The sequence below is a fragment of the uncultured Rhodospira sp. genome (assembly GCF_937138205.1).
In the GTDB taxonomy this organism is placed as follows: Bacteria; Pseudomonadota; Alphaproteobacteria; order Rhodospirillales; family Rhodospirillaceae; genus Rhodospira.
On sequence record NZ_CAKZOT010000091.1, the window covers coordinates 25,557 to 45,499 of the forward strand.

At 69.6% G+C, this 19,943-nt stretch carries 20 protein-coding genes; 12 read left to right on the top strand and 8 right to left on the bottom strand.

The window, feature by feature from the left end; genetic code table 11:
• The first annotated feature begins 40 nt into the window (after positions 1 to 40).
• Positions 41 to 454 carry a universal stress protein gene (locus tag Q0309_RS13240; protein ID WP_299441843.1) on the top strand — a complete coding sequence of 138 codons (414 nt, stop codon included), beginning with the start codon at positions 41 to 43 and terminating at the stop codon, positions 452 to 454.
• Positions 455 to 498: 44 nt separating this feature from the next.
• Here the strand turns inward: Q0309_RS13240 and Q0309_RS13245 are convergent, their stop codons facing one another.
• Positions 499 to 1,332 carry a 3-keto-5-aminohexanoate cleavage protein gene (locus tag Q0309_RS13245; protein ID WP_299441846.1) on the bottom strand — a complete coding sequence of 278 codons (834 nt, stop codon included), beginning with the start codon at positions 1,330 to 1,332 and terminating at the stop codon, positions 499 to 501.
• Between the two features lie 246 nt (positions 1,333 to 1,578).
• On the opposite strand from Q0309_RS13245, the gene Q0309_RS13250 reads away from it, so the two are divergent.
• Positions 1,579 to 2,262, top strand: coding sequence for a 2OG-Fe(II) oxygenase (locus tag Q0309_RS13250; protein WP_299441849.1), 684 nt, complete (start codon positions 1,579 to 1,581; stop codon positions 2,260 to 2,262).
• Here Q0309_RS13250 and Q0309_RS13255 read toward each other — a convergent pair.
• Together Q0309_RS13255 and lptF are read right to left on the bottom strand one after the other, a co-directional pair.
• Positions 2,259 to 4,091: an ABC transporter ATP-binding protein gene (locus tag Q0309_RS13255; RefSeq protein WP_299441852.1), complete on the bottom strand. Its 1,833-nt coding sequence runs from the start codon at positions 4,089 to 4,091 to the stop codon at positions 2,259 to 2,261. The two genes, Q0309_RS13250 and Q0309_RS13255, sit on opposite strands and share 4 nt — an antisense overlap.
• The gene (gene lptF / locus Q0309_RS13260; RefSeq protein ID WP_299441855.1) at positions 4,088 to 5,266 is read right to left on the bottom strand and encodes an LPS export ABC transporter permease LptF; all 1,179 of its coding nucleotides are present in this window, start codon (positions 5,264 to 5,266) and stop codon (positions 4,088 to 4,090) included. Before lptF ends, Q0309_RS13255 begins: the two co-directional genes overlap by 4 nt.
• 495 nt (positions 5,267 to 5,761) lie before the next feature.
• On the opposite strand from lptF, the gene Q0309_RS13265 reads away from it, so the two are divergent.
• Entirely contained in the window at positions 5,762 to 6,262 is a 501-nt protein-coding gene (locus Q0309_RS13265) for an Hsp20 family protein (protein ID WP_299441858.1), read from the top strand.
• The gene (locus tag Q0309_RS13270; protein WP_299441861.1) at positions 6,259 to 6,543 is read left to right on the top strand and encodes a DUF1150 family protein; all 285 of its coding nucleotides are present in this window, start codon (positions 6,259 to 6,261) and stop codon (positions 6,541 to 6,543) included. Before Q0309_RS13265 ends, Q0309_RS13270 begins: the two co-directional genes overlap by 4 nt.
• A 76-nt stretch (positions 6,544 to 6,619) precedes the next feature.
• Here Q0309_RS13270 and Q0309_RS13275 read toward each other — a convergent pair whose 3' ends face one another.
• A complete protein-coding gene (locus tag Q0309_RS13275; protein ID WP_299441864.1) occupies positions 6,620 to 6,805 on the bottom strand; it encodes a hypothetical protein in 186 nt (61 codons plus the stop codon).
• Between the two features lie 405 nt (positions 6,806 to 7,210).
• Between Q0309_RS13275 and Q0309_RS13280 the strand changes: the two genes are divergently transcribed.
• Entirely contained in the window at positions 7,211 to 8,374 is a 1,164-nt protein-coding gene (locus Q0309_RS13280; RefSeq protein WP_299441867.1) for a helix-turn-helix transcriptional regulator, read from the top strand.
• A gap of 190 nt (positions 8,375 to 8,564) precedes the next feature.
• Here the strand turns inward: Q0309_RS13280 and Q0309_RS13285 are convergent, their stop codons facing one another.
• The 4 genes from Q0309_RS13285 to hisH are packed head-to-tail and all read right to left on the bottom strand — an operon-like array spanning position 8,565 to position 11,091.
• A complete protein-coding gene (locus Q0309_RS13285; RefSeq protein ID WP_299441870.1) occupies positions 8,565 to 8,924 on the bottom strand; it encodes a phosphoribosyl-ATP diphosphatase in 360 nt (119 codons plus the stop codon).
• On the bottom strand, positions 8,899 to 9,687 hold the full coding sequence (gene hisF, locus Q0309_RS13290) for an imidazole glycerol phosphate synthase subunit HisF (RefSeq protein WP_299441873.1): 789 nt from the start codon (positions 9,685 to 9,687) through the stop codon (positions 8,899 to 8,901). Before hisF ends, Q0309_RS13285 begins: the two co-directional genes overlap by 26 nt.
• The gene (gene hisA / locus Q0309_RS13295; RefSeq protein WP_299441876.1) at positions 9,681 to 10,442 is read right to left on the bottom strand and encodes a 1-(5-phosphoribosyl)-5-[(5-phosphoribosylamino)methylideneamino]imidazole-4-carboxamide isomerase; all 762 of its coding nucleotides are present in this window, start codon (positions 10,440 to 10,442) and stop codon (positions 9,681 to 9,683) included. Before hisA ends, hisF begins: the two co-directional genes overlap by 7 nt.
• 4 nt (positions 10,443 to 10,446) lie before the next feature.
• Positions 10,447 to 11,091, bottom strand: coding sequence for an imidazole glycerol phosphate synthase subunit HisH (hisH, locus tag Q0309_RS13300; RefSeq protein WP_299441879.1), 645 nt, complete (start codon positions 11,089 to 11,091; stop codon positions 10,447 to 10,449).
• A gap of 277 nt (positions 11,092 to 11,368) precedes the next feature.
• On the opposite strand from hisH, the gene Q0309_RS13305 reads away from it, so the two are divergent.
• The 7 genes from Q0309_RS13305 (at position 11,369) to Q0309_RS13335 (ending at position 19,921) form a co-directional block, all read left to right on the top strand.
• Complete coding sequence (locus Q0309_RS13305; RefSeq protein WP_299441882.1) at positions 11,369 to 12,970, top strand: trypsin-like peptidase domain-containing protein; 1,602 nt, start codon at positions 11,369 to 11,371, stop codon at positions 12,968 to 12,970.
• A 244-nt stretch (positions 12,971 to 13,214) separates the two neighbouring features.
• Positions 13,215 to 14,201, top strand: coding sequence for an ABC transporter permease (locus Q0309_RS13310; RefSeq protein ID WP_299441885.1), 987 nt, complete (start codon positions 13,215 to 13,217; stop codon positions 14,199 to 14,201).
• Positions 14,198 to 15,148: an ABC transporter permease gene (locus Q0309_RS13315; RefSeq protein ID WP_299441888.1), complete on the top strand. Its 951-nt coding sequence runs from the start codon at positions 14,198 to 14,200 to the stop codon at positions 15,146 to 15,148. Before Q0309_RS13310 ends, Q0309_RS13315 begins: the two co-directional genes overlap by 4 nt.
• 10 nt (positions 15,149 to 15,158) lie before the next feature.
• Complete coding sequence (locus Q0309_RS13320; protein ID WP_299441891.1) at positions 15,159 to 16,157, top strand: ABC transporter ATP-binding protein; 999 nt, start codon at positions 15,159 to 15,161, stop codon at positions 16,155 to 16,157.
• A complete protein-coding gene (locus Q0309_RS13325; RefSeq protein ID WP_299441894.1) occupies positions 16,154 to 17,209 on the top strand; it encodes an oligopeptide/dipeptide ABC transporter ATP-binding protein in 1,056 nt (351 codons plus the stop codon). Before Q0309_RS13320 ends, Q0309_RS13325 begins: the two co-directional genes overlap by 4 nt.
• A 17-nt stretch (positions 17,210 to 17,226) precedes the next feature.
• Complete coding sequence (gene mepA / locus Q0309_RS13330) at positions 17,227 to 18,102, top strand: penicillin-insensitive murein endopeptidase (RefSeq protein ID WP_299441897.1); 876 nt, start codon at positions 17,227 to 17,229, stop codon at positions 18,100 to 18,102.
• A 205-nt stretch (positions 18,103 to 18,307) separates the two neighbouring features.
• Positions 18,308 to 19,921, top strand: a complete 1,614-nt coding sequence (locus Q0309_RS13335; RefSeq protein ID WP_299441900.1) for a L,D-transpeptidase family protein — start codon at positions 18,308 to 18,310, stop codon at positions 19,919 to 19,921.
• The last annotated feature ends 22 nt before the right edge of the window (positions 19,922 to 19,943 follow it).

A 19,943-nucleotide genomic window follows, 5' to 3' on the forward strand; every position in this document is an offset into this window, starting at 1 on the left:
CGCCGGGGCCCGTGCAGCACGACGGACAAGGGAGGCCGCCATGTACACACGCATCATGGTTCCGGTGGACTTGGCCCACGCCGACACGCTGGACAAGGCCATCACGCAGGCCACCGATCTGGCGAAACTCTACGGCACCACAGTGGTTCTGGTGGGCGTGGCGCCGTCACAGCCGAACGAGGTCGCCCACACACCGGTCGAATACAACGAGAAGCTGAAAAAGTTCGCCCATGACCAGACCGCCCGCACGGGTGTCCTGATGGAGGCGCATCCCGTCTTCAACCACGACCCGGCGGTCGATCTGGAAAAGGCTCTGCGCGAGACATGCCACGAGTTGGGCGCCGACCTGGTGGTGATGGCCTCGCACATCCCGCGCTTCCGGGATGTGATTTTCGGCTCGCACGCCAGCCGGTTGGAGCGCCGCTGCGACTGCTCGGTGTTCATCGTCCGCTAGGCGCGGTCGCGCGGGGGACGGGCTCGTCTCGTCCCCCGCGCGGGTCACGCCGCCGCCGGCAACCCCAGCAACGCCCGCGCCTCGGCGGGCGTGGCCGGATGCCGGCCGTACTTGGCGCACAGGTCGGCGGCGCGTTTCACCAGCGCCGCGTTGGACGGCGCCAGCGTGTCCTTGTCGAGGCGGATGTTGTCTTCCAGCCCCGTGCGCAGGTGGCCGCCGTGCTCCAGCGCCCAGTGGTGCAGGGTGAGCTGGTGGCGGCCGATGCCGGCGCCGGTCCAGGTGGCGTCCGGGGCCAGGCGGCGGAGTGTCTCGACATAGAAATCGAACGTCGGCCGGTCCACCGGCACGGCGTTCTTCACCCCCATCACGAACTGCACGTGCAGGGGGCCGACAATGCGGCCGTCCCCGGCCATCTCCACCGCCTTGAACAGCATCGACAGGTCAAAGACCTCGATCTCCGGCTTGACGGCGTGTTCCTTCATCAGGCCCGCCAGCCAGTCGATGAATTGCGGTGCGTTCTCGTAGATGCGGGTCGGGAAGTTGCACGAACCGGTGGACAGCGAGGCCATGTCCGGCTTGAGCGGGACCATGCGCCCGCGCTCCTCGCCGGTGCCGGAGCGGCCGCCAGTGGAAACCTGCACGATCATGCCCGGGCAGTGCGCGCGGATGCCCGCGATCAGGCGGGCGAACTTGTCCGGGTCGGAGGTCGTGGAGCCATCGTCGTTGCGCACATGCAGATGGGCCAGGGACGCGCCGGCCTCGAACGCCGCGTGCGTGGACTCGACCTGCTCGCTCACCGTGACGGGCACGGCCGGATTGTCCCGCTGGGTGGGCACGGAGCCGGTGATGGCGACGGTGATGATGCAGGGCGTGGTCATGGCGCGGCGTCTCCGATCGACAGGGGGGCATGACACAGACAGATGACCCATGAGCGGCGCTGGCACAAGTGGGTCAGCCCTGGATCAGTTGCGCGATGGTCTTCATGGGGATGAACAGGCGGTTGGACTGATCGTCAAAGGTCTGAAAGCCATGCCTTGCTTGCCGTGAGGTTGCGGTGGCGCGCGCGGCGGCTCATGCTATCATCGAAACGAACGATGACGTCGCGGATTGCCGGAGGGCGCATCATGGAGGCCGTGAAACAGGGCGCCAGCGTAAACGACACCGAAAAGGCCACCACGGCGGTTCTGGCCGCCATCGCCGGCGCGCGCGAGGAGTCGGCGCCGTTCCGGCACTGGCGGCTGTCCGGCGTGTGGCCGGCCGAGGTGGCCCGGGACCTGGAGCACCTGCCCCTCGCGGTGGCCGCCATGACCTATGACCAGGGCCGGCGGGAAGAGAACAATGCCGTCCGCGCGTACATGGATCCGGCGCGGCAGGCCGAGGTGCCGGCCTGCCGGATGGTGGCCGAGAGCCTTCAGGATCCGCGCACCGTGGCCGCGTTCGAGGCCCTGTGCGACGTCGACCTGAGCGGCACCTTCCTGCGCGTCGAGTTCGCCCAGGATGTCGAGGGCTTCTGGCTGGAACCGCACACCGACATCGGCGTCAAGCGCTTCACCATGCTGGTGCCGGTGTCGAGCGGGCCGGAGGCCGCCGGCTGGGGCACCGACCTCTACGCCGATCCGATGGGGCCGCCTCAACGCCTGCCGTTCGAGGCCAATTCGGCCACCATCTTCGTGCCCGCTGACGATACGTGGCATGGGTTCGAGCGGCGACCGATCGAGGGCGTGCGCCGGTCGCTGATCGTCAACTATGTGGGCGCGGAATGGCGCGCGCGGCACGAACTCTGCTTCCCGGACCGACCGGTGGGTTAAGGTTCGTCCGCTCCGTTTGCGCCCTGAGTCGCCCACAGCCGGGCGTACAGCCCGTCGCGGGCCAGCAGGTCGGCGTGTCGCCCGCTCTCGACCAGGCGGCCTTGATCCAGGACATGGATCAGGTCGGCGTCGCGGATGGTCGACAGCCGGTGCGCCACCACCAGGGTCGTCCGGCCCGCGCCCAGCCTATCCAGCGCCGCCTGCACGCGCCGTTCCGTGTCGCGGTCCAGCGCCGCCGTGGCCTCGTCCAGCAGCAGCAGGGGCGCGTCCTTGACCATCGCCCGGGCGATGGCGATGCGCTGACGCTGCCCGCCCGACAGGCGCAAGCCGCTTTCGCCGATCTGGGTCGCGTAGCCCTCGGGCAGAGCGGCGATGAAGTCGTGCGCCTCGGCGGCCCTGGCTGCCTCCTCGGCGCGCGCGCGCCAGGGTGGCGGCGGATCGCGGGGATCGATCGGCTCGGGGCAGCCGAACAGGATGTTCTCCAGCACAGAGCCCTCGAACAGGGTGACGTCCTGGGTGACCAGGGCCAGGTGCCGCCACAGCGAGGCGCGGGTGACCGCCGCCGTGTCCTGGCCGTCGATCAAAACGCGCCCGGCCGACGGATCCAGCAACCGCGCCACCAGATTGAGCACCGTGGACTTGCCGGCCCCGGACGGCCCCACCAGGGCCACCTTGGCGCCGGCCGGCACGTCCAGCGAGACGCCGCACAGGGCCGGCGTAGGGGCGTCGGCGTGGGTCACCCGCACGTCCTCCAGCCGGATGGCCCCGGCCGAGGCGACCAAGGGCCGTGCCCCCGGCGCATCGCGCAGCGAAGGGCGGCTGTCGAGCACCTCGAACAGGCGCTGGATGGCGGCCGCGCCCTCCTGAATCACGGCGTTCAGACCCGCCAGCTTCTTGATCGGGCGGTAGGCCAGGATCAGGGCGGTGATGAACGAGAAGAAGGTGCCCGGCGTGGTGTCGCCGGCGATCACGCGGTGGCCGCCGTACAGGACAACGGTGGTGACGGCGATCCCGGCGGCGATCTCGACCAGCAGCGAGGCCAGAATCTTCGCCCGCTCGACCTGGAACATCGACTCGAACAGCTCCAGGACCACGCCGTGGACACGCGCCCGCTCAATCGCAGGCGTCCCGAACACCTTGACCACCCGGATCCCCACGAACGTTTGCTGCAACATAGCGTCGTAGCGCCCCAGGGTCTCCTGCAACGCCGTGGTCTGGCGCCGCGCGCGTCGGCCCAACGCCAAGACCGGCAGCACCAGGGCGGGGAACACGGCCAGCCCGGCCAGTGTCAGCTCCCAATCCATGGCCATCAAGGTCGCGAACAGGGCGACCAAGGTGGCGACGTCCCGCCCCAGGGCGATCGCCGTGGAGGTGAACGTCGTCTTCAGGGTGTCCAGATCGTTGACCAGGCGCGAGGCCAGGTCGCCGATGGGGTGGCGCTGGAAGAACGCGAGATCGAGCCCCAACAGATGCCCGAACAGGCGCGCGCGGGCGGTGGCCACCATGCCCAGGCCAGCGTACAACATGCACGCCCTTTGCGCGTAGTTGGCAATGCCCTTCAGGGCGAAGGCGCCAGGCAGCCCCAGGCCCACCACCCACATCATGCTCCGGTTCTGCGCCGCCAGCACTTCGTCGACGGCCGGCTTCATGAGCCAGGCGGTCAGCGACGTCGCGCCGGCCACCACCAGCATGGCGAGGCCGCCGGCCACCATCCACGGCCACCAGCGCCCGCCCATGGTCCGCGTGAAGTGCCACACCAGCGCGCCGGCCTGGCCGATGGGCAGGCGGCGGGCGCCGCCGGCGGCGCCGTCCATGACCGGGTCGCTCATGACGCGGCGGAGCCCGGCGCGCCGGCGGGATCGTTCTCGGCGGTCCACGGGGATTCCGCCCGGCCGGGACGCGGGTGGCGGATCATCCACCACAGGCCGAGCGCCGCCGTCCCCAACGGTCCGGCGTACAGCAAGGGAAGGAATGTGGTGTCCGTGCGCGCCAGGTTGGCCGCGCCCAGCATCGACGCCTGGGCCAGCAGAACGGCGGCGATGGCGGCGATGACGCGTCGGTTGCGGCCCCGGCGGTTGAACTCGCCGGAGAGCAGGGCGCCCAACGCCACCAGGGCGAACCCCACGTTGGCGAGCGGCTTGGCCAAGCGCTCATTGCCCTCCATGCGCATCCGGCGGATATTGCTTTCATTGAAGCCTTCGGGAAAGCCGGGGGCCATCGGCTCGCCCACCTGCAACGTGAACAACTCGACGGTCGGACGCTCGCGCGATTCCGGCACCCGCACCATGGACTGGGCTTTGTCCTCGCCCAAGGCAATGGCATGGCTATCGAAGAACAGAAAGCTGACCTGTCCCGTCTCGCGATCGCGTTCCTGGCGGACACCGTTGACCATCCGCACGGCCGGCCGACCCGCCTCCTGGTCCACCATGCCGCGCTGGGCGGTGATCGTCACGTCTGCCTCCGGGTCGCTGCGGTCGTGAATGATCAGCCCCTCCAGGTCGCCGCGCTCCGTCCGGTCGCGCACGTAAATGGTGATGCGGTCGGTCACCTCGGTCAGGGCTCCCTCGGTCAGGGCGAGGCGGCTGATCTCGTGCCGGATTTCAAACCGCAGCGTGTTAAACGCCTGTTCCAGCCGGGGCAAGGCATACAGTGTGAGATAGTACCCCAGCACGCTTGCCGCCGCCGCCAGCAGCAGCGCCGGGGCGGCGAGGCGCCATCGGCTGACTCCGGCGGCCTGTAAGACCACCAGTTCGCGGTCCATCATCATGCGGTGATAAACGAACAGGATCACGGCGCACAGGGCCAGGGGCAGGAACACCGTCAGGAAGTCCGGCATCAACAGGACGGTCAACTTCAGGAAAACCCCGACCGGCAGGCCCTCGTTGATGAAGGCGTCGAAAAACCGCAGGGAGTTGATCAGCCACAGCAACACCATCAGCGCCGAGGTGCTGAGCACGAGGGCGAGAACGAGTTGCCGCAGGATATAGCGGGTGATGAGGTGCATGGCGGCGCCGAGTATAGGCGCCCCGGCCCGGGCCGCGAAAGGGGAAGTGGACCGGCGGGTCCAGGGCAATCGGGTGCACGACGCCCGTGGGAGCGAAAACCCGCATGAGTGGCTTATGTTCGGCCAAGAACACGCAGTCCGTCATTGCGAGGAACGAAGTGACGAAGCAATCCAGGGCGAATACATCATGAACAAGCCCTGGATTGCTTCGCCGGCGTCCAACGACGCCGGCTCGCAATGACGGGTTTTGTGCTGGCCTCTCGCCCGGAGGCCCATCTCGGCGATGAGGTACCCCTTCACCCGATCGCCCTGTCGGCGGTTCCGCCAGCGCTTGACGAATCCGCTTCATGCCCTGACATAATGAAAGATGGACGACGCCCCCCGCGATGGTGCCGTATTCGGGCCATCAAGGATGGGGGACGCCGACCGACAGGGCGGGCGCCGGAGATCCGGGCTCGCCGATCCACTCGCTCGCGACCGGGGAGGAGGAGCACCATGACCCGCGTGTCCGGGTTCAACAGCCCGCTGTTGGTGGGTTTCGAGCATGTCGAACGCCTGCTGGACCGTGTGCAGAAATCCCAGGCGGAAGGGTACCCGCCCTACAACATCGAACAGCGTGGCGAGACCCGCCTGCGCATCACGCTGGCGGTGGCCGGCTTCACCGAGGACGATCTTTCGGTCTCGGTCGAGGAAAACCAGCTTGTCATTCGCGGCCGTCAGGTGGCCGAGGACGACGACCGCCTGTTCCTGCATCGGGGCATCGCGGCGCGACAGTTCCAGCGCGCGTTCGTGCTGGCCGAGGGCATGGAAATCCTGGGCGCCAGTTTGGAGAACGGCCTGCTGCACATCGACCTGGACCGACCCGTTCCGGAACCGCGCGTGCGCCGGATTGAGATCACCAGCCCGGATGTCACCAACAAGGACGGGCGCGCTCCCGCCCACGGACGGACCGGCCGCTCCATCAATGTGGCTGATCGGGAAGGAGACCCGGTATGACTGATGACCACGACATTCACGACCTTGAGGCCGATCTTGAGCCGGAGACCGACCCCACCGCCGAGCCCTTGACGGGCGCTGTGGGGGACATGAGCCCGCGCGACTTCGCGCAACTCGGCCTCAACCGCATCGCCTATGTGCGGGCCGTGACGACGCAGGATGACGAGACCGGCTGGGCCATCTTCGCCGCGAATGGTCAGCGCATCGGCCTGGCGCCGACCTGCGATCTGGCCTTTGCCGCCACGCGCCAGCACGACATGGTGCCGATGAGCGTGCATTGAGTTCGTCCGCCAATCAATGCGGCAGGCTGCGCACTGGCATGAACAGAACTGGGCGCGCGGCGTGCGCGGCCCGCCGTCAGCACTCGAACCGGCCCCAGCGCCGTTCGAGTACCTCGCGGGCGCAACTCACCAGCATGAAGAGTTCGCGGCCGCCCAGGGCGTAGGCATCCTGTTCAGCCTCCCGCAGCCGATGCCAGGCCGCATAGGCGCGCCGCCGCATCTCCTCGTCCGAACGACCGGTCGCCGCCAAAGGGCCGTCCAAACCGTCTCCAACCGCTCCAGCAACCGGCCCCTGCATCCTTGCCTCCCGCGCAATCCACTTTCCCCAGCGCTCGAATGGTAGCCCCGCCAAAGTGGATCCGCGCCCCCCAATTGGGGGGCAAAAGGAAAATCGGGCTGCCGTCTCAAGACGACTGATGGTATTGGCATGGGGCGGAGCCAATCCTTCCGCCCTCTCTCTTCCTTTAATTGCGTCAGATGGATTGTTTCGGCCTTTCGTGGGGCTTTCTATGAGGCAGTTGCGGATACGGTGTTGTTGCGCGCTTGGTGGTCATTGCACTCTGACCCCCTGCGGTCCGTTGTGGACGCACGCATTTCGGGTCGTGGTTTCGGATCGACGCGACACGCGTGACCGGTGACACGACGCAAGGACGGTGGCGAACACCCGATGAGCCGATGCCCCATTCCCCCCGAAAATCGCGTCCGCCGCGCCCTGGAGCTTTCACCCCGGCTCTACGACGCCGCGCTCGATCCGACGAAATGGCCGGGCGTGTTGCGCGCGTTGCGACTCCTGTTCCAGGCCGAGGCCGCGCAGTTCAATCTGGCGCGCCGGAGCGAGCCGGCCCTGTTGCTGTCGTACGATGATGGCGTGACCGAGGAACAGAAGCGGGCGTTTCTGACGTACGACGATTTCGCCCACGCCGACCCGAGAACGCCCCATGTCGTCGGCCGGAATTTCCGGCCTCATCACTGCCGCGAGTTCCTGGAGGACACCGTCTGGCGGTCCAGCGAAACGTACAAGAAGCTGCACGAACCGTGGGGCCTCGACTATACGCTCTGGTACAGCGTCCCGTCGGAGGACGCCGACCTGATCGCGATTCTGGCATTCACCCGGCACGAGTCGGTCGGTCCCTTCACCCAGGACGACCTGGATCACCTGTCGCTGTACGTGCCGCACCTGCGCCGGGCCATCGACGTCGCCGTCAGCCTGGCGTCGGCGCGAGCCGGCCGCACTGCGTTCGCCAAGGTCTTCGACCGGGTCGAGGCGGCGGTGCTGATCGTCGATCGCTTCGCCATGCCGGTGCACGCCAATCCGGCGGCGCGGGAGTTGCTCGACGAGGGGCGGGCGTTGTCCGACGCCCACGGTCCGCTGTGCGCCACCGACGGGCCGAGCACGGAGCGCCTGCGCGCCGTCATCCAGGAGGCCGGCGTGGCCGGCATGACGGGCCAGCCCTTTTCCCCCGTCGACATGACCGTGAACGCCCGGGACGGCGGCCGGCCGGTCTATGTCTCCATCTCGTCCCTGGCCGACGACGCCCGCGAGACCGCCGGCCTGTCGCCCGACATCGCGCTGGTGGGCGTGTTCATCACCGATCCCTCGCGACAGTTCGAGACCGATGGCGAGCGCCTGCAACGCCTGTTCGGCCTGACGCACACCGAGACGCAAATCCTGGAGGCGTTGGCCCGCACGGGATCGGCGCGCAGGACCGCCGAGGCCACCGGGCGAGGATACGAGACGGTGCGCAAGCACATCAAGATCATCCGCGACAAGATGGGGGCGACGTCGCAGGTGGATCTGGTGCGCATGGCGGCCGAGACGCGGCAGCGGTGAGGGGCGGTCTCGGTCCGGGCGACGATAGAATTGACTCGCCCGGCATTCGCGACGCCCAGCCGGCGTTGTTGAGTCTTTGTTTTTCTCGCCGCAGCGCCCCTTTTGGGGCGCGCGGCTCCGCCGCTTCGCGGCGCCGGCGCAGTCGCGCCGGCCGGCCGTCGAATGAAGTCACTTCATTCGACGGCCGGTCTTACGAGGCGCCCCGGTTGGCCTTTTCCTCCAGCCCGGAGTTTCCGAAACGGCGTGCCAGTTCGGCCCACACCTGCTCCGGGGCAACGCCCGTCTGTGCCCACAGCACGCTGAGGTGATAGAGCAGGTCGGCGCTTTCGGTGACCACCGCGTCCGGTCCCTCGGCCAGGGCGGCGATGACCACTTCGGTCGCCTCCTCGCCCACCTTCTGGGCGATCTTGTTCGGCCCCTTGGCGAACAGCTTGGCGGTGTAGGAGGACGCCGGGTCGGCGCCCTTGCGGCTGTCCACCACCCGGCTCAGGTGGTCGAGCACGCGGGCGTCGACGGGTACGCTCTCAGAAGAGGTGTCGGGGGCTGTCACAGGGTTCCTCCCGCACCGCGATGCCAGCGGCGCGCATGTGCGCCTTGGCCTCGCCGATGGTGTGTTCGCCAAAGTGGAAGATGGACGCGGCCAGGACGGCCGTGGCGTGGCCGTCGCGGATGCCCTCGACCAGGTGGTCGAGCGTGCCCACGCCGCCCGAGGCGATGACCGGCACCGTCACGGCGTCGGCGATGGCCCGCGTCAGCGGAATGTCGAAGCCCTGCCGCGTGCCGTCACGGTCCATGCTGGTGAGCAGGATTTCGCCCGCGCCCAACTCGACCATGCGCTTCGCCCAGCCGACGGCCTCGATGCCGGTGGGCGTGCGGCCGCCGTGGGTGAAGATCTCGAACCGGTCCTCGCTTACTCGCTTGGCGTCGATGGCCACGACGATGCACTGGGTGCCGAACTTCTCGGCCGCCTCGCGCACGAACTCGGGGGTCTTCACGGCCGCCGTGTTGATGGACACCTTATCGGCCCCGGCCAGCAGCAGCCGGCGCACGTCCTCGACCGTGCGTACCCCGCCGCCCACCGTCAGCGGCATGAAGCAACGCTCGGCGGTGCGGGCGACCACGTCGTACAGCGTCTCGCGGTTGTCGCTGCTGGCGGTAATATCCAGAAAGCATAGCTCGTCCGCGCCGGCGGCGTCGTACACCGTGGCCTGCTCGACCGGATCGCCGGCGTCGCGCAGGTCGACGAAGTTGACCCCCTTGACCACGCGGCCGTCCTTGACGTCCAGGCAGGGGATGATGCGCATCTTCAGCATGGCCGCGCCCCTTCGTCCTCTGGCCCGTCCTCGGCCAGCACCGCCAGCGCCGCGCGCGGATCGAGCCGCCCGTCGTACAGCGCCCGGCCGCTGATGACGCCGATGATGCCGCTGGCCCGGCGGCGGGCCACGGCGCGCACGTCGTCCAGCGAGGAAATGCCGCCCGACAGGATCACCGGCGTGGTCAGCCGCTCGGCCAGCGCGGCGGTGGCGTCCAGGTTGGGGCCGCCCATCACGCCGTCGCGGTCGATGTCGGTGTGGATGATGGCGTCGACGCCCGCGTCCTCGAACCGCAGCGCCAGGTCGAGCGCCGTGACCTTGGAGGTCTCGGCCCAGCCCTCCACCGCCACCATGCCGTCGCGGGCATCGATGCCCACGGCGATGCGGCCGGGGAACTCATGGCAGGCCTTGCGCACGAGGTCGGGGTCGCGCAGGGCCACGGTGCCGAGAATCACCCGGGCCACACCCTTCTCCAGCCAGAACTCGACGGTCTGCAGGTCGCGGATACCGCCGCCGAGTTGCACGGGCGTCTCGCCGACGGCCGCGAGGATGGACTCCACGGCGGCCTCGTTGACCGGGTGGCCGGAAAAGGCCCCGTTCAGGTCCACCACGTGCAGCCAACGGCTGCCGGCATCCACGAACAGCTTGGCCTGGGCGCCCGGGCTGTCATTGAACACGGTGGCCTGGGCCATGTCGCCCTTCAGCAGGCGCACGCACTGGCCGTCCTTCAGGTCGATGGCGGGAAACAGGATCATCGGCTTACGGCGTCCAGCGCAGGAAGTTGGTGATCAGGCGCAGGCCGGTGGCCTGGCTCTTCTCGGGGTGGAACTGGGTGCCGACCATGGTGTCGCGGGCGACCATGGCGGTCACCGGACCGCCGTAGTCCACGGTGGCCAGCACCTGACCCGGATCGTCCGCCGCCAGATGGAAGGAGTGGACGAAATAGGCGTGCTGGCCCGAATGCAGCCCGGCCAGCACCGGATGATCGGCGCCGCGCAGGTCCAACTCGTTCCAGCCCATGTGCGGCACCTTCAGCGCCGGGTCGGACGGCCGGATGGCCTCGACCACGCCATCAATCCAGCCCAGCCCCTCGGTGGTGCCGTATTCGCGCCCCTCGCGGGCCATGAGCTGCATCCCCACACAGATGCCCAGGAACGGCCGGCCGCGCGTCGCCACGGCCTCGGTCAGCGCCTCGATCATGCCGTCCACCGCCGCCAGCCCGCGCCGGCAGTCGGCGAAGGCGCCAACGCCGGGCAGCACGACGCGGTCGGCCTTGGCCACCTCCTCGGCGCGGGTGGTGACGAGGACGGTGTGATCCAGATGGGCCTCCAGCGCGGCGCGTTCGAACGCCTTGGCGGCGGAGCGCAGATTGCCGGAGCCGTAGTCGATGATGGCGATGGTCATGGGACCCGTGGTGCCCGTGCGGGGATTGGAGGACTCATGGTGCGCCTTTTAGCAGGATGAACGCGGCGGAGAAAGCGTCGCCGCGTGGCGGTTGACGGCTGCGGTGGCGGGCGGCACACGCTTGCTATGGGATTTTGTCCTGAATGCGTGTATACTTTTAAATCAAGGTCGCCAAAATTGCAATTCGAGGGCACGAATGGGGGGAAATGCCCGCCGGAGATGCGGTCCGGACCGATCCACCTCGCGCCATACGCGATTGTGGCGCGGCCTTTCGCTTTTGATCGCGCTCAGCCTCGGTGGGTGCGGGGGCGGCGCCGCCCTGCACGATGTGCCCCCGGCCCCCGATGTCCCGCCGCTGACCCATGCGCAGGTCGAGGCCGTCGGCACCCTCGCCCTGGCCTCGGTCACCCAGGCGCCGCACGCCATCGAAGGCGGCTACCGCTCCACCGCGTGGTGCAAGGGACCGCCCAACCCCTATCATGCCCAATACACGGAAGACGCCGTCACGGGCGCGCTGTACGACGTCTTTCAGTCGGAATTGGGCAATGATCTGGGGTTCCGCGTGGTCGGCGATCCGGACGACCTGTTCCGGCGGGGCCGGGCGCGCGCCGGCGCCGAGTACCGCCTGGCGATGCGGATCGGATCGCTGCGGCTCAACCTGTGCCGCGAGGTCAACCTGCTGGGCGCCATGACCGGCATCACCGGCGAGGCCAGTGGCAGGATCAAGGTGCAGGTGCGCGACGAGAAGACCAACGAGGTGGTGTTCGATGATTACGTCGTGGCGCGCGGCAGTGTGGACGAGCCCCCGGACAGGCCGATCGCCGATGCCCTGCGGGCCGAGGTCGTCCGCGACGCCCTGCGGCGGCTGGCCGCCGACAACCGCTTCCGGCGGGCGCTGGTGAGCGGTGTGCCCAGCAGCGACGCCCTGCGGCGCGCCGACCCGGGCTATGGCGGCCCGGCCGTCTCGCAGATGTCCGCGGCCCCGCCGGCTGCCGGCGGCGTCGCCACCCGACAGGGCGTTTGGGGCGCCCAGGGTGGGGGATTTCAGGGCGGGGGCTTCCACCTCGTCGGCCCGCCGCTGTTCCTGGAGCCCTTCGCCGTCAATGTCGAGCGCATCCGCGCCGCCACCGTGACCGTGCTCGACATGGGCGGGCACGGCAGCGGGTTCTTCATCACCCGCGACGGCTGGGCGCTGACCAACAACCACGTCATCGACGGCGCCGACGTGTTCCGGCTGCGTCTGGTGGACGGCCGCGAGGTCTGGGCGCGGGTGGAGCGGCGTCACCCCCAACGGGACGTCGCCCTGCTGAAGGCCATGGGCCAGGGGTTCGAGGCGCTGCCGATCCGCCCGACCCTGGCGCAGGTGTCGGAACAAACGTTCGCCATCGGCACGCCGACCGAACGGGTGCTGGGGCAGTCGGTCAGCGAGGGCATCATCAGCGCCTACCGCCCCCGCGCCCTGGACGGGATGGACGTCTACCAGGCCACCACGCCCATTCACCGTGGCAACAGCGGCGGTCCGCTGGTGGATGCCTGGGGCAATGTGGTGGCCATCAGTCAGTCGATCATCGCCGACAACGGCGGAGCCCTGGGCAGCGGCCTGGGCTTTTTTGTGCCTATTCACGACGCCTTGCGCCACCTGGGCGTCCAGGTGGTCAACCCGACCCCGGGGGTCGCGCACGGGCCGCCGGTCGCCGCGCCGAGCGGCGCTTCGGCGGGGTATGGCGCCACTCCCGCCGGCCCCATCCCGCAGGCGCATCCCGGTCCGACGCAGCCCTATCCCGTGCAGCCGTATCCGGCGCACCCCTCCCCGCAGCAAACCTACCCGCGGCACTCCTACCCGGCGCAGCCGTATCCGGCACCGCACCGCTGGCCCTGATACCGCCCGACGAAATGGTTGACCGTGTCGTCGGGCGGCCGGCGCGCCTCTGGCGTCGCTCCGCGATGCCAGTTCAACCAAAACAGGGCCGGAGCTCCCGGCGCCGCTGGGCTGCGCCTGCTCAAAAAGTGGCCGCCATTTTGCGGCCGATATGGTCCGCCTGCACGTCACCGGATGACAGCGCCCCCCGCCGCCGTGTTATGACAACGCAACAACCGCTCCGCTCCCCGTCGTCGGATCGCCCATGCTCGCCTTCATCGTGCGTCGTCTCATCCAGTCGGTGCTGGTCATGCTGGCGGTGGCCCTGGTGGGCTTCGCCCTGTTCACCTATGTGGGCGATCCGATCAACAACATGGTCGGCCAGGACACCAGCATCGAGGACCGCGAGCGGTTGCGCGAGGACCTGGGGCTGAACGACCCGTTCCCGGTGCAGTTCTTCCGGTTCGTGGTCAACGCCGCCCAGGCGGATTTCGGCATTTCGTATCGGCATGGCCGCCCGGTCGAGGACCTGCTGGTCGAGCGCGCCCCGGCCACGCTGGAACTGTCCTTCGCCGCCGGGCTGTTCGCGCTGTTCGTGGGTGTGCCCATGGGCATCTACACGGCCCTGAACCGGCGATCATGGCTGTCGAAGGTGTTCCTGACGGTGTCGCTGATCGGCGTGTCGCTGCCGACGTTCCTGATCGGGATCCTGCTGATCCTGGTGTTCTCGGTCTGGCTGGGCTGGCTGCCGTCGTTCGGGCGCGGCGAGACCGTGCAGTTCGGCTGGTGGAGCACCGGGTTCCTGACCTGGGATGGCCTGACGGCCCTGATCATGCCGGCGATCACCCTGGGCCTGTTCCAGATGACGCTGATCATGCGGCTGGTGCGCGCGGAAATGCTGGAGGTCCTGCGTACCGACTACATCAAGTTCGCCCGCGCGCGCGGGCTGTCGGCGCGGGCCGTCAACTTCGGCCATGCGCTGAAGAACACGCTGGTCCCGGTCATCACCATCACCGGCCTGCAACTGGGCAGCGTCATCGCCTTCGCCATCATCACCGAGACCGTGTTCCAGTGGCCGGGCATGGGCCTGTTGTTCATCCAGGCCATCGAGTTCGTCGATATCCCGGTGATGGCCGCGTATCTGGTGCTGGTGGCGTTCCTGTTCGTGCTGATCAACCTGATCGTCGACCTGCTGTATTTCGCCGTGGATCCGCGCCTGCGAGTGGGCGGCGGCGGAGGACAGGGGCTATGAGCGCCCGGGCGAGCACCACCTGGTCCGGCCGCCTGGGCGATGCCCTGTGGCGCGCCTGGGACAGCGACCTGACGTATTCCTTCCTGCGCTCGCCGGTGACCATCGTCGCCGCCGTGGTGGCGCTGGGGCTGATCGTGGCGTCGGTGGCGGCCCCCCTGATCGCGCCCACCGACCCGTTCGCCCTGGCCACCGTCGACCTGATGGCCGCCTTCACCCCGCCGGTGTGGATGGAGGGCGGCGACCCGCAGTTCCTGTTGGGCACCGACGACCAGGGCCGCGACATGCTGTCGGCCATCCTGTACGGAATGCGGATTTCGTTGTTCGTGGGCGCCGCGTCCGTGGTGTTCGCCATGACCCTGGGGGTCGGGCTGGGCCTGCTGGCGGGCTATGCCGGCGGCTGGATTGACGCCCTGCTGATGCGCGTCGCCGACGTGCAGATCTCGTTCCCGGCCATCCTCATCGCCCTGCTGATCGACGGCGTGGCGCGCGGGATTCTGCCGCGCGAGGTGCATCACGAGATGGCGCTGTGGGTGATCATCTTCGCCATCGGCGCGCCCGGCTGGGTGCAGTACGCCCGCACCGTGCGTGGCTCGACCATGGTCGAGAAGAACCGCGAGTACGTCATGGCCGCGCACATCATGGGGGTGCACCCGGTGGTCATCGCCCTGCGCCACGTACTGCCCAACGCGATGGGGCCGGTGCTGGTGATCGCCACCATTCACCTGGCCATCGCCGTGATCACTGAGGCGACGCTGTCCTTCCTGGGCGTGGGCCTGCCGCCGACCGAGCCGTCGCTGGGGACCTTGATCCGCATCGGCAACGACTTTTTGTTCTCGGGCGAATGGTGGATCACCATCTTCCCCGGGGTGGCGCTGGTGCTGTTGGTGTTGTCGGTCAACCTGCTGGGCGACTGGCTGCGCGACGCGCTCAACCCGAAGCTGCGATGAGGGGCAAAGCATGAGCGATCCCCTCCTCTCTGTCCGCGACCTCCGGGTCGACTTCCCCACCCGGCGGGGCGTGCTGACGGCCGTCGACGGGGTGTCGTTCGACATCCACCCGGGCGAGATCCTGGGCGTGGTCGGCGAATCCGGCGCCGGCAAGTCGCAGACCGGCGCCGCCGTCATCGGCCTGCTGGAGCCGCCCGGACGCATCGCCGCCGGCGACATCCATCTGGAGGGCCAGCGCATCGACCGCCTGTCGCAGGAGCAATTGCGCAAGGTGCGCGGCCGCAAGATCGGCGCCGTGTTCCAGGACCCGCTGACCAGCCTCAACCCGCTGTACACCATCGGCCGCCAACTCACCGAGACCATCCGCACCCACCTGCCCCTGAGCGAGGCCGAGGCCCGCGACCGCGCGGTCCAGGTGTTGGGCGAGGTGGGCATTCCCAGCCCTGCCGACCGCCTGGACGCCTACCCGCACCAGTTCTCCGGCGGGATGCGCCAGCGGGTGGTGATCGCGCTGGCCCTGTGCGTCAACCCGCGCCTGATCATCGCCGACGAGCCCACCACGGCGCTGGACGTCTCCATCCAGGCGCAGATCACCGCCCTGCTGAAACGCCTGTGCCGCGAGCACGGCACGGCGGTCATGCTCATCACCCATGACATGGGGGTGATCGCCGAGACCGCCGACCGCGTCGCCGTGCTGTACGGCGGCCGGCTGGCCGAGGTGGGGCCGGTGGACGATGTGGTCAACCGGCCGCTGCATCCCTACACCGAGGGCCTGATGGCCTGCATCCCCACCACGCACGAACGCCCGCCCCGGCTGGCGCAGATCGAGGGTTCCATGCCGTCCCTGACGGCCATGCCGCCCGGCTGTGCCTTTCACCCGCGCTGTCCGCACGCCTTCGACCGCTGTGCGGCCGAGCGCCCGCCGCTGTTCGACCATCCGCCGTCGGCCGCCGCCTGCTGGCTGTGGGCGCCGGAGGGCGCGCGCGCGACCGAGAGGGCCGCGTCATGAGGGACGGGAACGGGGCCGGCGCGCCGATGGTGACCGAGGACGAGCAGGCGGTGCTGGTGCGCCTGCGCGGCCTGTCGAAGCACTTCGACGTGTCGCCGCCGCTGCTGTCGCGACTGCTGGAGGGCAAGCGGCGGCGCGTCCTGAAGGCCGTGGACGGCGTCGATCTGGACATCCCGCGCGGCCACACGACGGCTCTGGTGGGCGAATCGGGCTGCGGCAAGTCCACCGTGGCGCGCGTGCTGGTCACCCTGTACCGGCCCACCACCGGCGATCTGATCTTCGAGGGCACCGATCTCGGCCGCCTGACCGAGCGCCAAGCGCTAGCGCCGTTCCGCCGGCGGATGCAGATGATCTTCCAGGACCCGTTCGCCAGCCTCAATCCGCGCTGGCGGGTGGGCCGTATCATCGCCGAGCCGATCCGAGCGCACGGCCTGATGGACGACGACCGCGCCATCGCCGGGCGCGTGGCCGAGCTGCTGGAACACGTCGGCCTGCGCGCGGGCGACGCCGACCGGTTCCCGCACGAGTTCTCCGGCGGCCAGCGCCAGCGCATTTCCATCGCCCGGGCGCTGGCGTCCAGCCCGCACTTCCTGGTGTGCGACGAGCCCACCAGCGCGCTGGATGTGTCGGTGCAGGCGCAAATCCTGAACCTGTTGCGGGACCTGCAACGCGAACTCGGGCTGACCTATCTGGTCATCACCCACGATCTGGCCGTGGTGCGCTTCATCGCCGACACCATCGGGGTCATGTATCTGGGGCGGCTGTGCGAGGTGGCGCCGGCCGACACGCTGTTCGCCCGGCCGCGCCACCCCTACACGCGGCTGCTGATCGAGACCGTGCCGGACCTGCGGGCGCCCGACCGCGACCGCAAGCCCATGGCCGGCGAAGTGCCGAGTCCGCTCGACCCGCCAACCGGCTGCGCGTTCCATACCCGCTGTCCGCTGGCGGCCGAGCGGTGCGCGCGGGACCGCCCGGCCCTGCGGCGCGACGCCGACGGCGCCGTCGCCTGCCACGCGGTGGAGGAAGGGCGGTTGCCGGAGTGGGGGCGGTAGAGGGGAGAGGACACGCGATGACGAGATTGGCCGTTCTGTTGGCGATGATGGTGGCGTCCTCGCCCTCCCTCGCCGCCGAAAGCCCCTGGTCTCGCCAGACCACCCCGGCGCAGGGGCCTGTGCGGGTGATCGGCGGCTACACCGAGGGCTGCATTGCCGGGGCGGTGGCGCTGCCGCTGGACGGCCCGGGGTATGCGGTGTTGCGGCCCCAGCGCCTGCGGTATTTCGGCCATCCCGATCTGATCGCCGTCGTCCGCGACCTGGGAGCGCGGGCGGCGGCGCAAGGCTGGGGCACGCTGCTGGTCGGCGACCTGTCGCAGCCGCGCGGCGGCCCCATGAGCTACGGCCACGCCAGCCACGAGGCCGGCCTGGACGTGGACATCTGGCTGCGTCTGTGGCCCTCCGGCCAGCCCTTTCCCGAGGCGGAGCGGCGCGATCCCACCGAGGTGTCGATGGTTCGGACCGGGGCCGAGACCGCCGACCCGGAGCGATGGACCCCCGCCCACGCCGCCCTGGTGCGAGCGGCCGCGCAGGACCCGCGCGTCGCCCGCCTGTTCGTCAACCCGGCCATCAAGGCCACGCTGTGCGCCGACTTCCCACCGGACCAGGACGGCAACGCCCGCTGGCTGCGCAAGGTTCGCTCCTGGTATGGCCACGATGCGCACCTGCACATCCGTCTGCATTGCCCGGCCGACAGCCCGGCGTGCGAGCCTCAGGATCCGCCGCCGCCCGGCGCGGGCTGCGAGGCGGAGGGCTTCGCCTGGTGGTTCGACCGCATCGCCGGCCGTCTCGCCGCGCGGACGCAGGCGCCCGGTGGCGCCCAGGCCACCCCTGTTGCATCGCCGCCGCAATCCGTGCCTACGGACTGCGAGGCCCTTCTGTCCGCTCGATAAATCACGCGGCTGCCGCTATATCTGAAGACTGCGGGACACGCACCGTCGGTCGCGTGTCCGTCGCGGGAGTCGGGGAGAGGGCGGGCGCGGCATGGCGGCAACGGAACGGATGGGCAGGCGCAGAAACGAGGCTGGCAGGCGCGGAGCGGACCGCTCGACCCCGGGCCGGCGGCGATGGCCATGGGCCGGCGTCCTGGCGGCGGCCATGGTCGTGTCCGCCTGCGTGACCCCCGGAGAGGGCGGTGGGTCGTTCCCTCTGGCCGGCATCGGTGAGCGGACGGCGGGAGCTGTGTCACCGTCGGAGAATGGGCCTGCACGCGAGGCGGTGCGGCGTCTGCTTGAAGAGCAACCGGCGCTTCTGACGCCACACCCAGAGGTTGTTCGGCCATTCTACGAACAACGAGGCTTCCAGCCCGCATGGACCACGGCCGAGGGCCTGGACGCCCGGGGCCGGCAGGTGCGGGCGGTGCTGGAGACGGCGTGGGCCGATGGGCTGGCCGGCATCGCCGTGCCCCCGACACCGCCCGAGGGGGCTGTCCTGGACGCCGAGGCGCGCGCGGCGCTGGACATCGCCCTGACGGCGGCCCTGGCCGACTATGCCATGGCCGCGATTCCCCTGCGGCCGGCGTGGGCGCCGGCGAGCCCGGATGCTGTGCCGACGGCGCTGGTGACCATCGCCGCCGACGATCCGGCGGCCGAGCGGCCGGGCCGTCTGTTCCGGCTGGTCAGCGAGGATGACCGGTACGCTCGCCTGCGGCGCGGACTGCTGCGCTACCAGGCCCTGGTCGAGGCCGGGGGCTGGCCCGCCGTGCCCGCCGAGGGTCCGAAAGTGGAACCGGGCGACCGCCACGCCGACCTGGTGGCGGTGCGCGAGCGGCTGCGGGTGTCCGGGGACCTGGCAACCGACTCGGTCGCGCCCGATACGAGCCTGCTCGACCCCGCGCTGGCGGCGGCGATCGAGCGGTTCCAGGCCCGCCACGGCTTGCTGGTGGACGGCATCGTCGGCCGACGCACCCGCGCCGCCCTGGCCGTGCCGGCCGAGGCGCGCGTTCGGCAGATGGCGCTCAACCTGCGCCGGTTGCGCGACATGCCGCCGCCCCCGGCTGGCCGCTCGGTCGAGGTGAACATCGCCGGTGCGGCGCTGGAGGGGCGGCAGGACGGTGTCCCTGCTTTCCGCACCGACGTCATCGTCGGCATGGAGGACCGGCCGACGCCGCGCCTGCGTAGCGCCATCAACAGACTGGTGTTGAACCCGACCTGGACCGTGCCCACCAGCATCGCCGAGAAGGACCTGCTGCCGAAGCTGCGCGAGAACCCGGAGTACCTGACAGAGAACAATTTCACGGTCTTCGACGGCTGGAGCCGGGACGCCGAGAAACTGGACCCGACGACCATCGACTGGCACGCCGAGGACCTCGATATTCGCGGCCTGCGCCTGCGTCAGGCGCCGGGCCAAAGCAACGCGCTCGGCGCCATAAAGTTCATGTTTCCGAACGAACACAACGTCTACCTGCACAGCACGCCCAGCCGGGGGCTGTTCGCGCGCTCCCAACGCACGTTCAGTTCGGGGTGCGTGCGGGTGCGCGATCCGCTGGACTTCGCCACGTTCCTGATGAACGAGCCCGCGACCTGGACCCCGGACGCATTCAAGAGGCGGATCGCGGACGGCAAGACGAAGGCGGTGCACCCGCGCGAGTCGGTCCCGGTGGCATTGGTCTACCTGACCGCCTGGGTGGACGAAGACGGCACGGCGCAGTTCCGGCGCGACGTGTACGGGTACGATGCGCGGGAATTGGAGACCATGGGCAGGACGATGTAATACGGGGCGACATTTGGCTTGA

Coding starts and splice junctions, on each gene's coding strand:
- Q0309_RS13250 (WP_299441849.1), top strand. CDS start 1,579: ATGGAGGCCGTGAAACAGGGCGCCAGCGTAAACGACACCGAAAAGGCC.
- Q0309_RS13245 (WP_299441846.1), bottom strand. CDS start 1,332: ATGACCACGCCCTGCATCATCACCGTCGCCATCACCGGCTCCGTGCCC.
- Q0309_RS13315 (WP_299441888.1), top strand. CDS start 14,198: ATGAGCGCCCGGGCGAGCACCACCTGGTCCGGCCGCCTGGGCGATGCC.
- Q0309_RS13280 (WP_299441867.1), top strand. CDS start 7,211: ATGAGCCGATGCCCCATTCCCCCCGAAAATCGCGTCCGCCGCGCCCTG.
- Q0309_RS13240 (WP_299441843.1), top strand. CDS start 41: ATGTACACACGCATCATGGTTCCGGTGGACTTGGCCCACGCCGACACG.
- Q0309_RS13255 (WP_299441852.1), bottom strand. CDS start 4,091: ATGAGCGACCCGGTCATGGACGGCGCCGCCGGCGGCGCCCGCCGCCTG.
- mepA (WP_299441897.1), top strand. CDS start 17,227: ATGACGAGATTGGCCGTTCTGTTGGCGATGATGGTGGCGTCCTCGCCC.
- hisA (WP_299441876.1), bottom strand. CDS start 10,442: ATGATCCTGTTTCCCGCCATCGACCTGAAGGACGGCCAGTGCGTGCGC.
- Q0309_RS13310 (WP_299441885.1), top strand. CDS start 13,215: ATGCTCGCCTTCATCGTGCGTCGTCTCATCCAGTCGGTGCTGGTCATG.
- Q0309_RS13335 (WP_299441900.1), top strand. CDS start 18,308: ATGGTCGTGTCCGCCTGCGTGACCCCCGGAGAGGGCGGTGGGTCGTTC.
- Q0309_RS13325 (WP_299441894.1), top strand. CDS start 16,154: ATGAGGGACGGGAACGGGGCCGGCGCGCCGATGGTGACCGAGGACGAG.
- Q0309_RS13320 (WP_299441891.1), top strand. CDS start 15,159: ATGAGCGATCCCCTCCTCTCTGTCCGCGACCTCCGGGTCGACTTCCCC.
- hisH (WP_299441879.1), bottom strand. CDS start 11,091: ATGACCATCGCCATCATCGACTACGGCTCCGGCAATCTGCGCTCCGCC.
- Q0309_RS13270 (WP_299441861.1), top strand. CDS start 6,259: ATGACTGATGACCACGACATTCACGACCTTGAGGCCGATCTTGAGCCG.
- lptF (WP_299441855.1), bottom strand. CDS start 5,266: ATGCACCTCATCACCCGCTATATCCTGCGGCAACTCGTTCTCGCCCTC.
- Q0309_RS13265 (WP_299441858.1), top strand. CDS start 5,762: ATGACCCGCGTGTCCGGGTTCAACAGCCCGCTGTTGGTGGGTTTCGAG.
- hisF (WP_299441873.1), bottom strand. CDS start 9,687: ATGCTGAAGATGCGCATCATCCCCTGCCTGGACGTCAAGGACGGCCGC.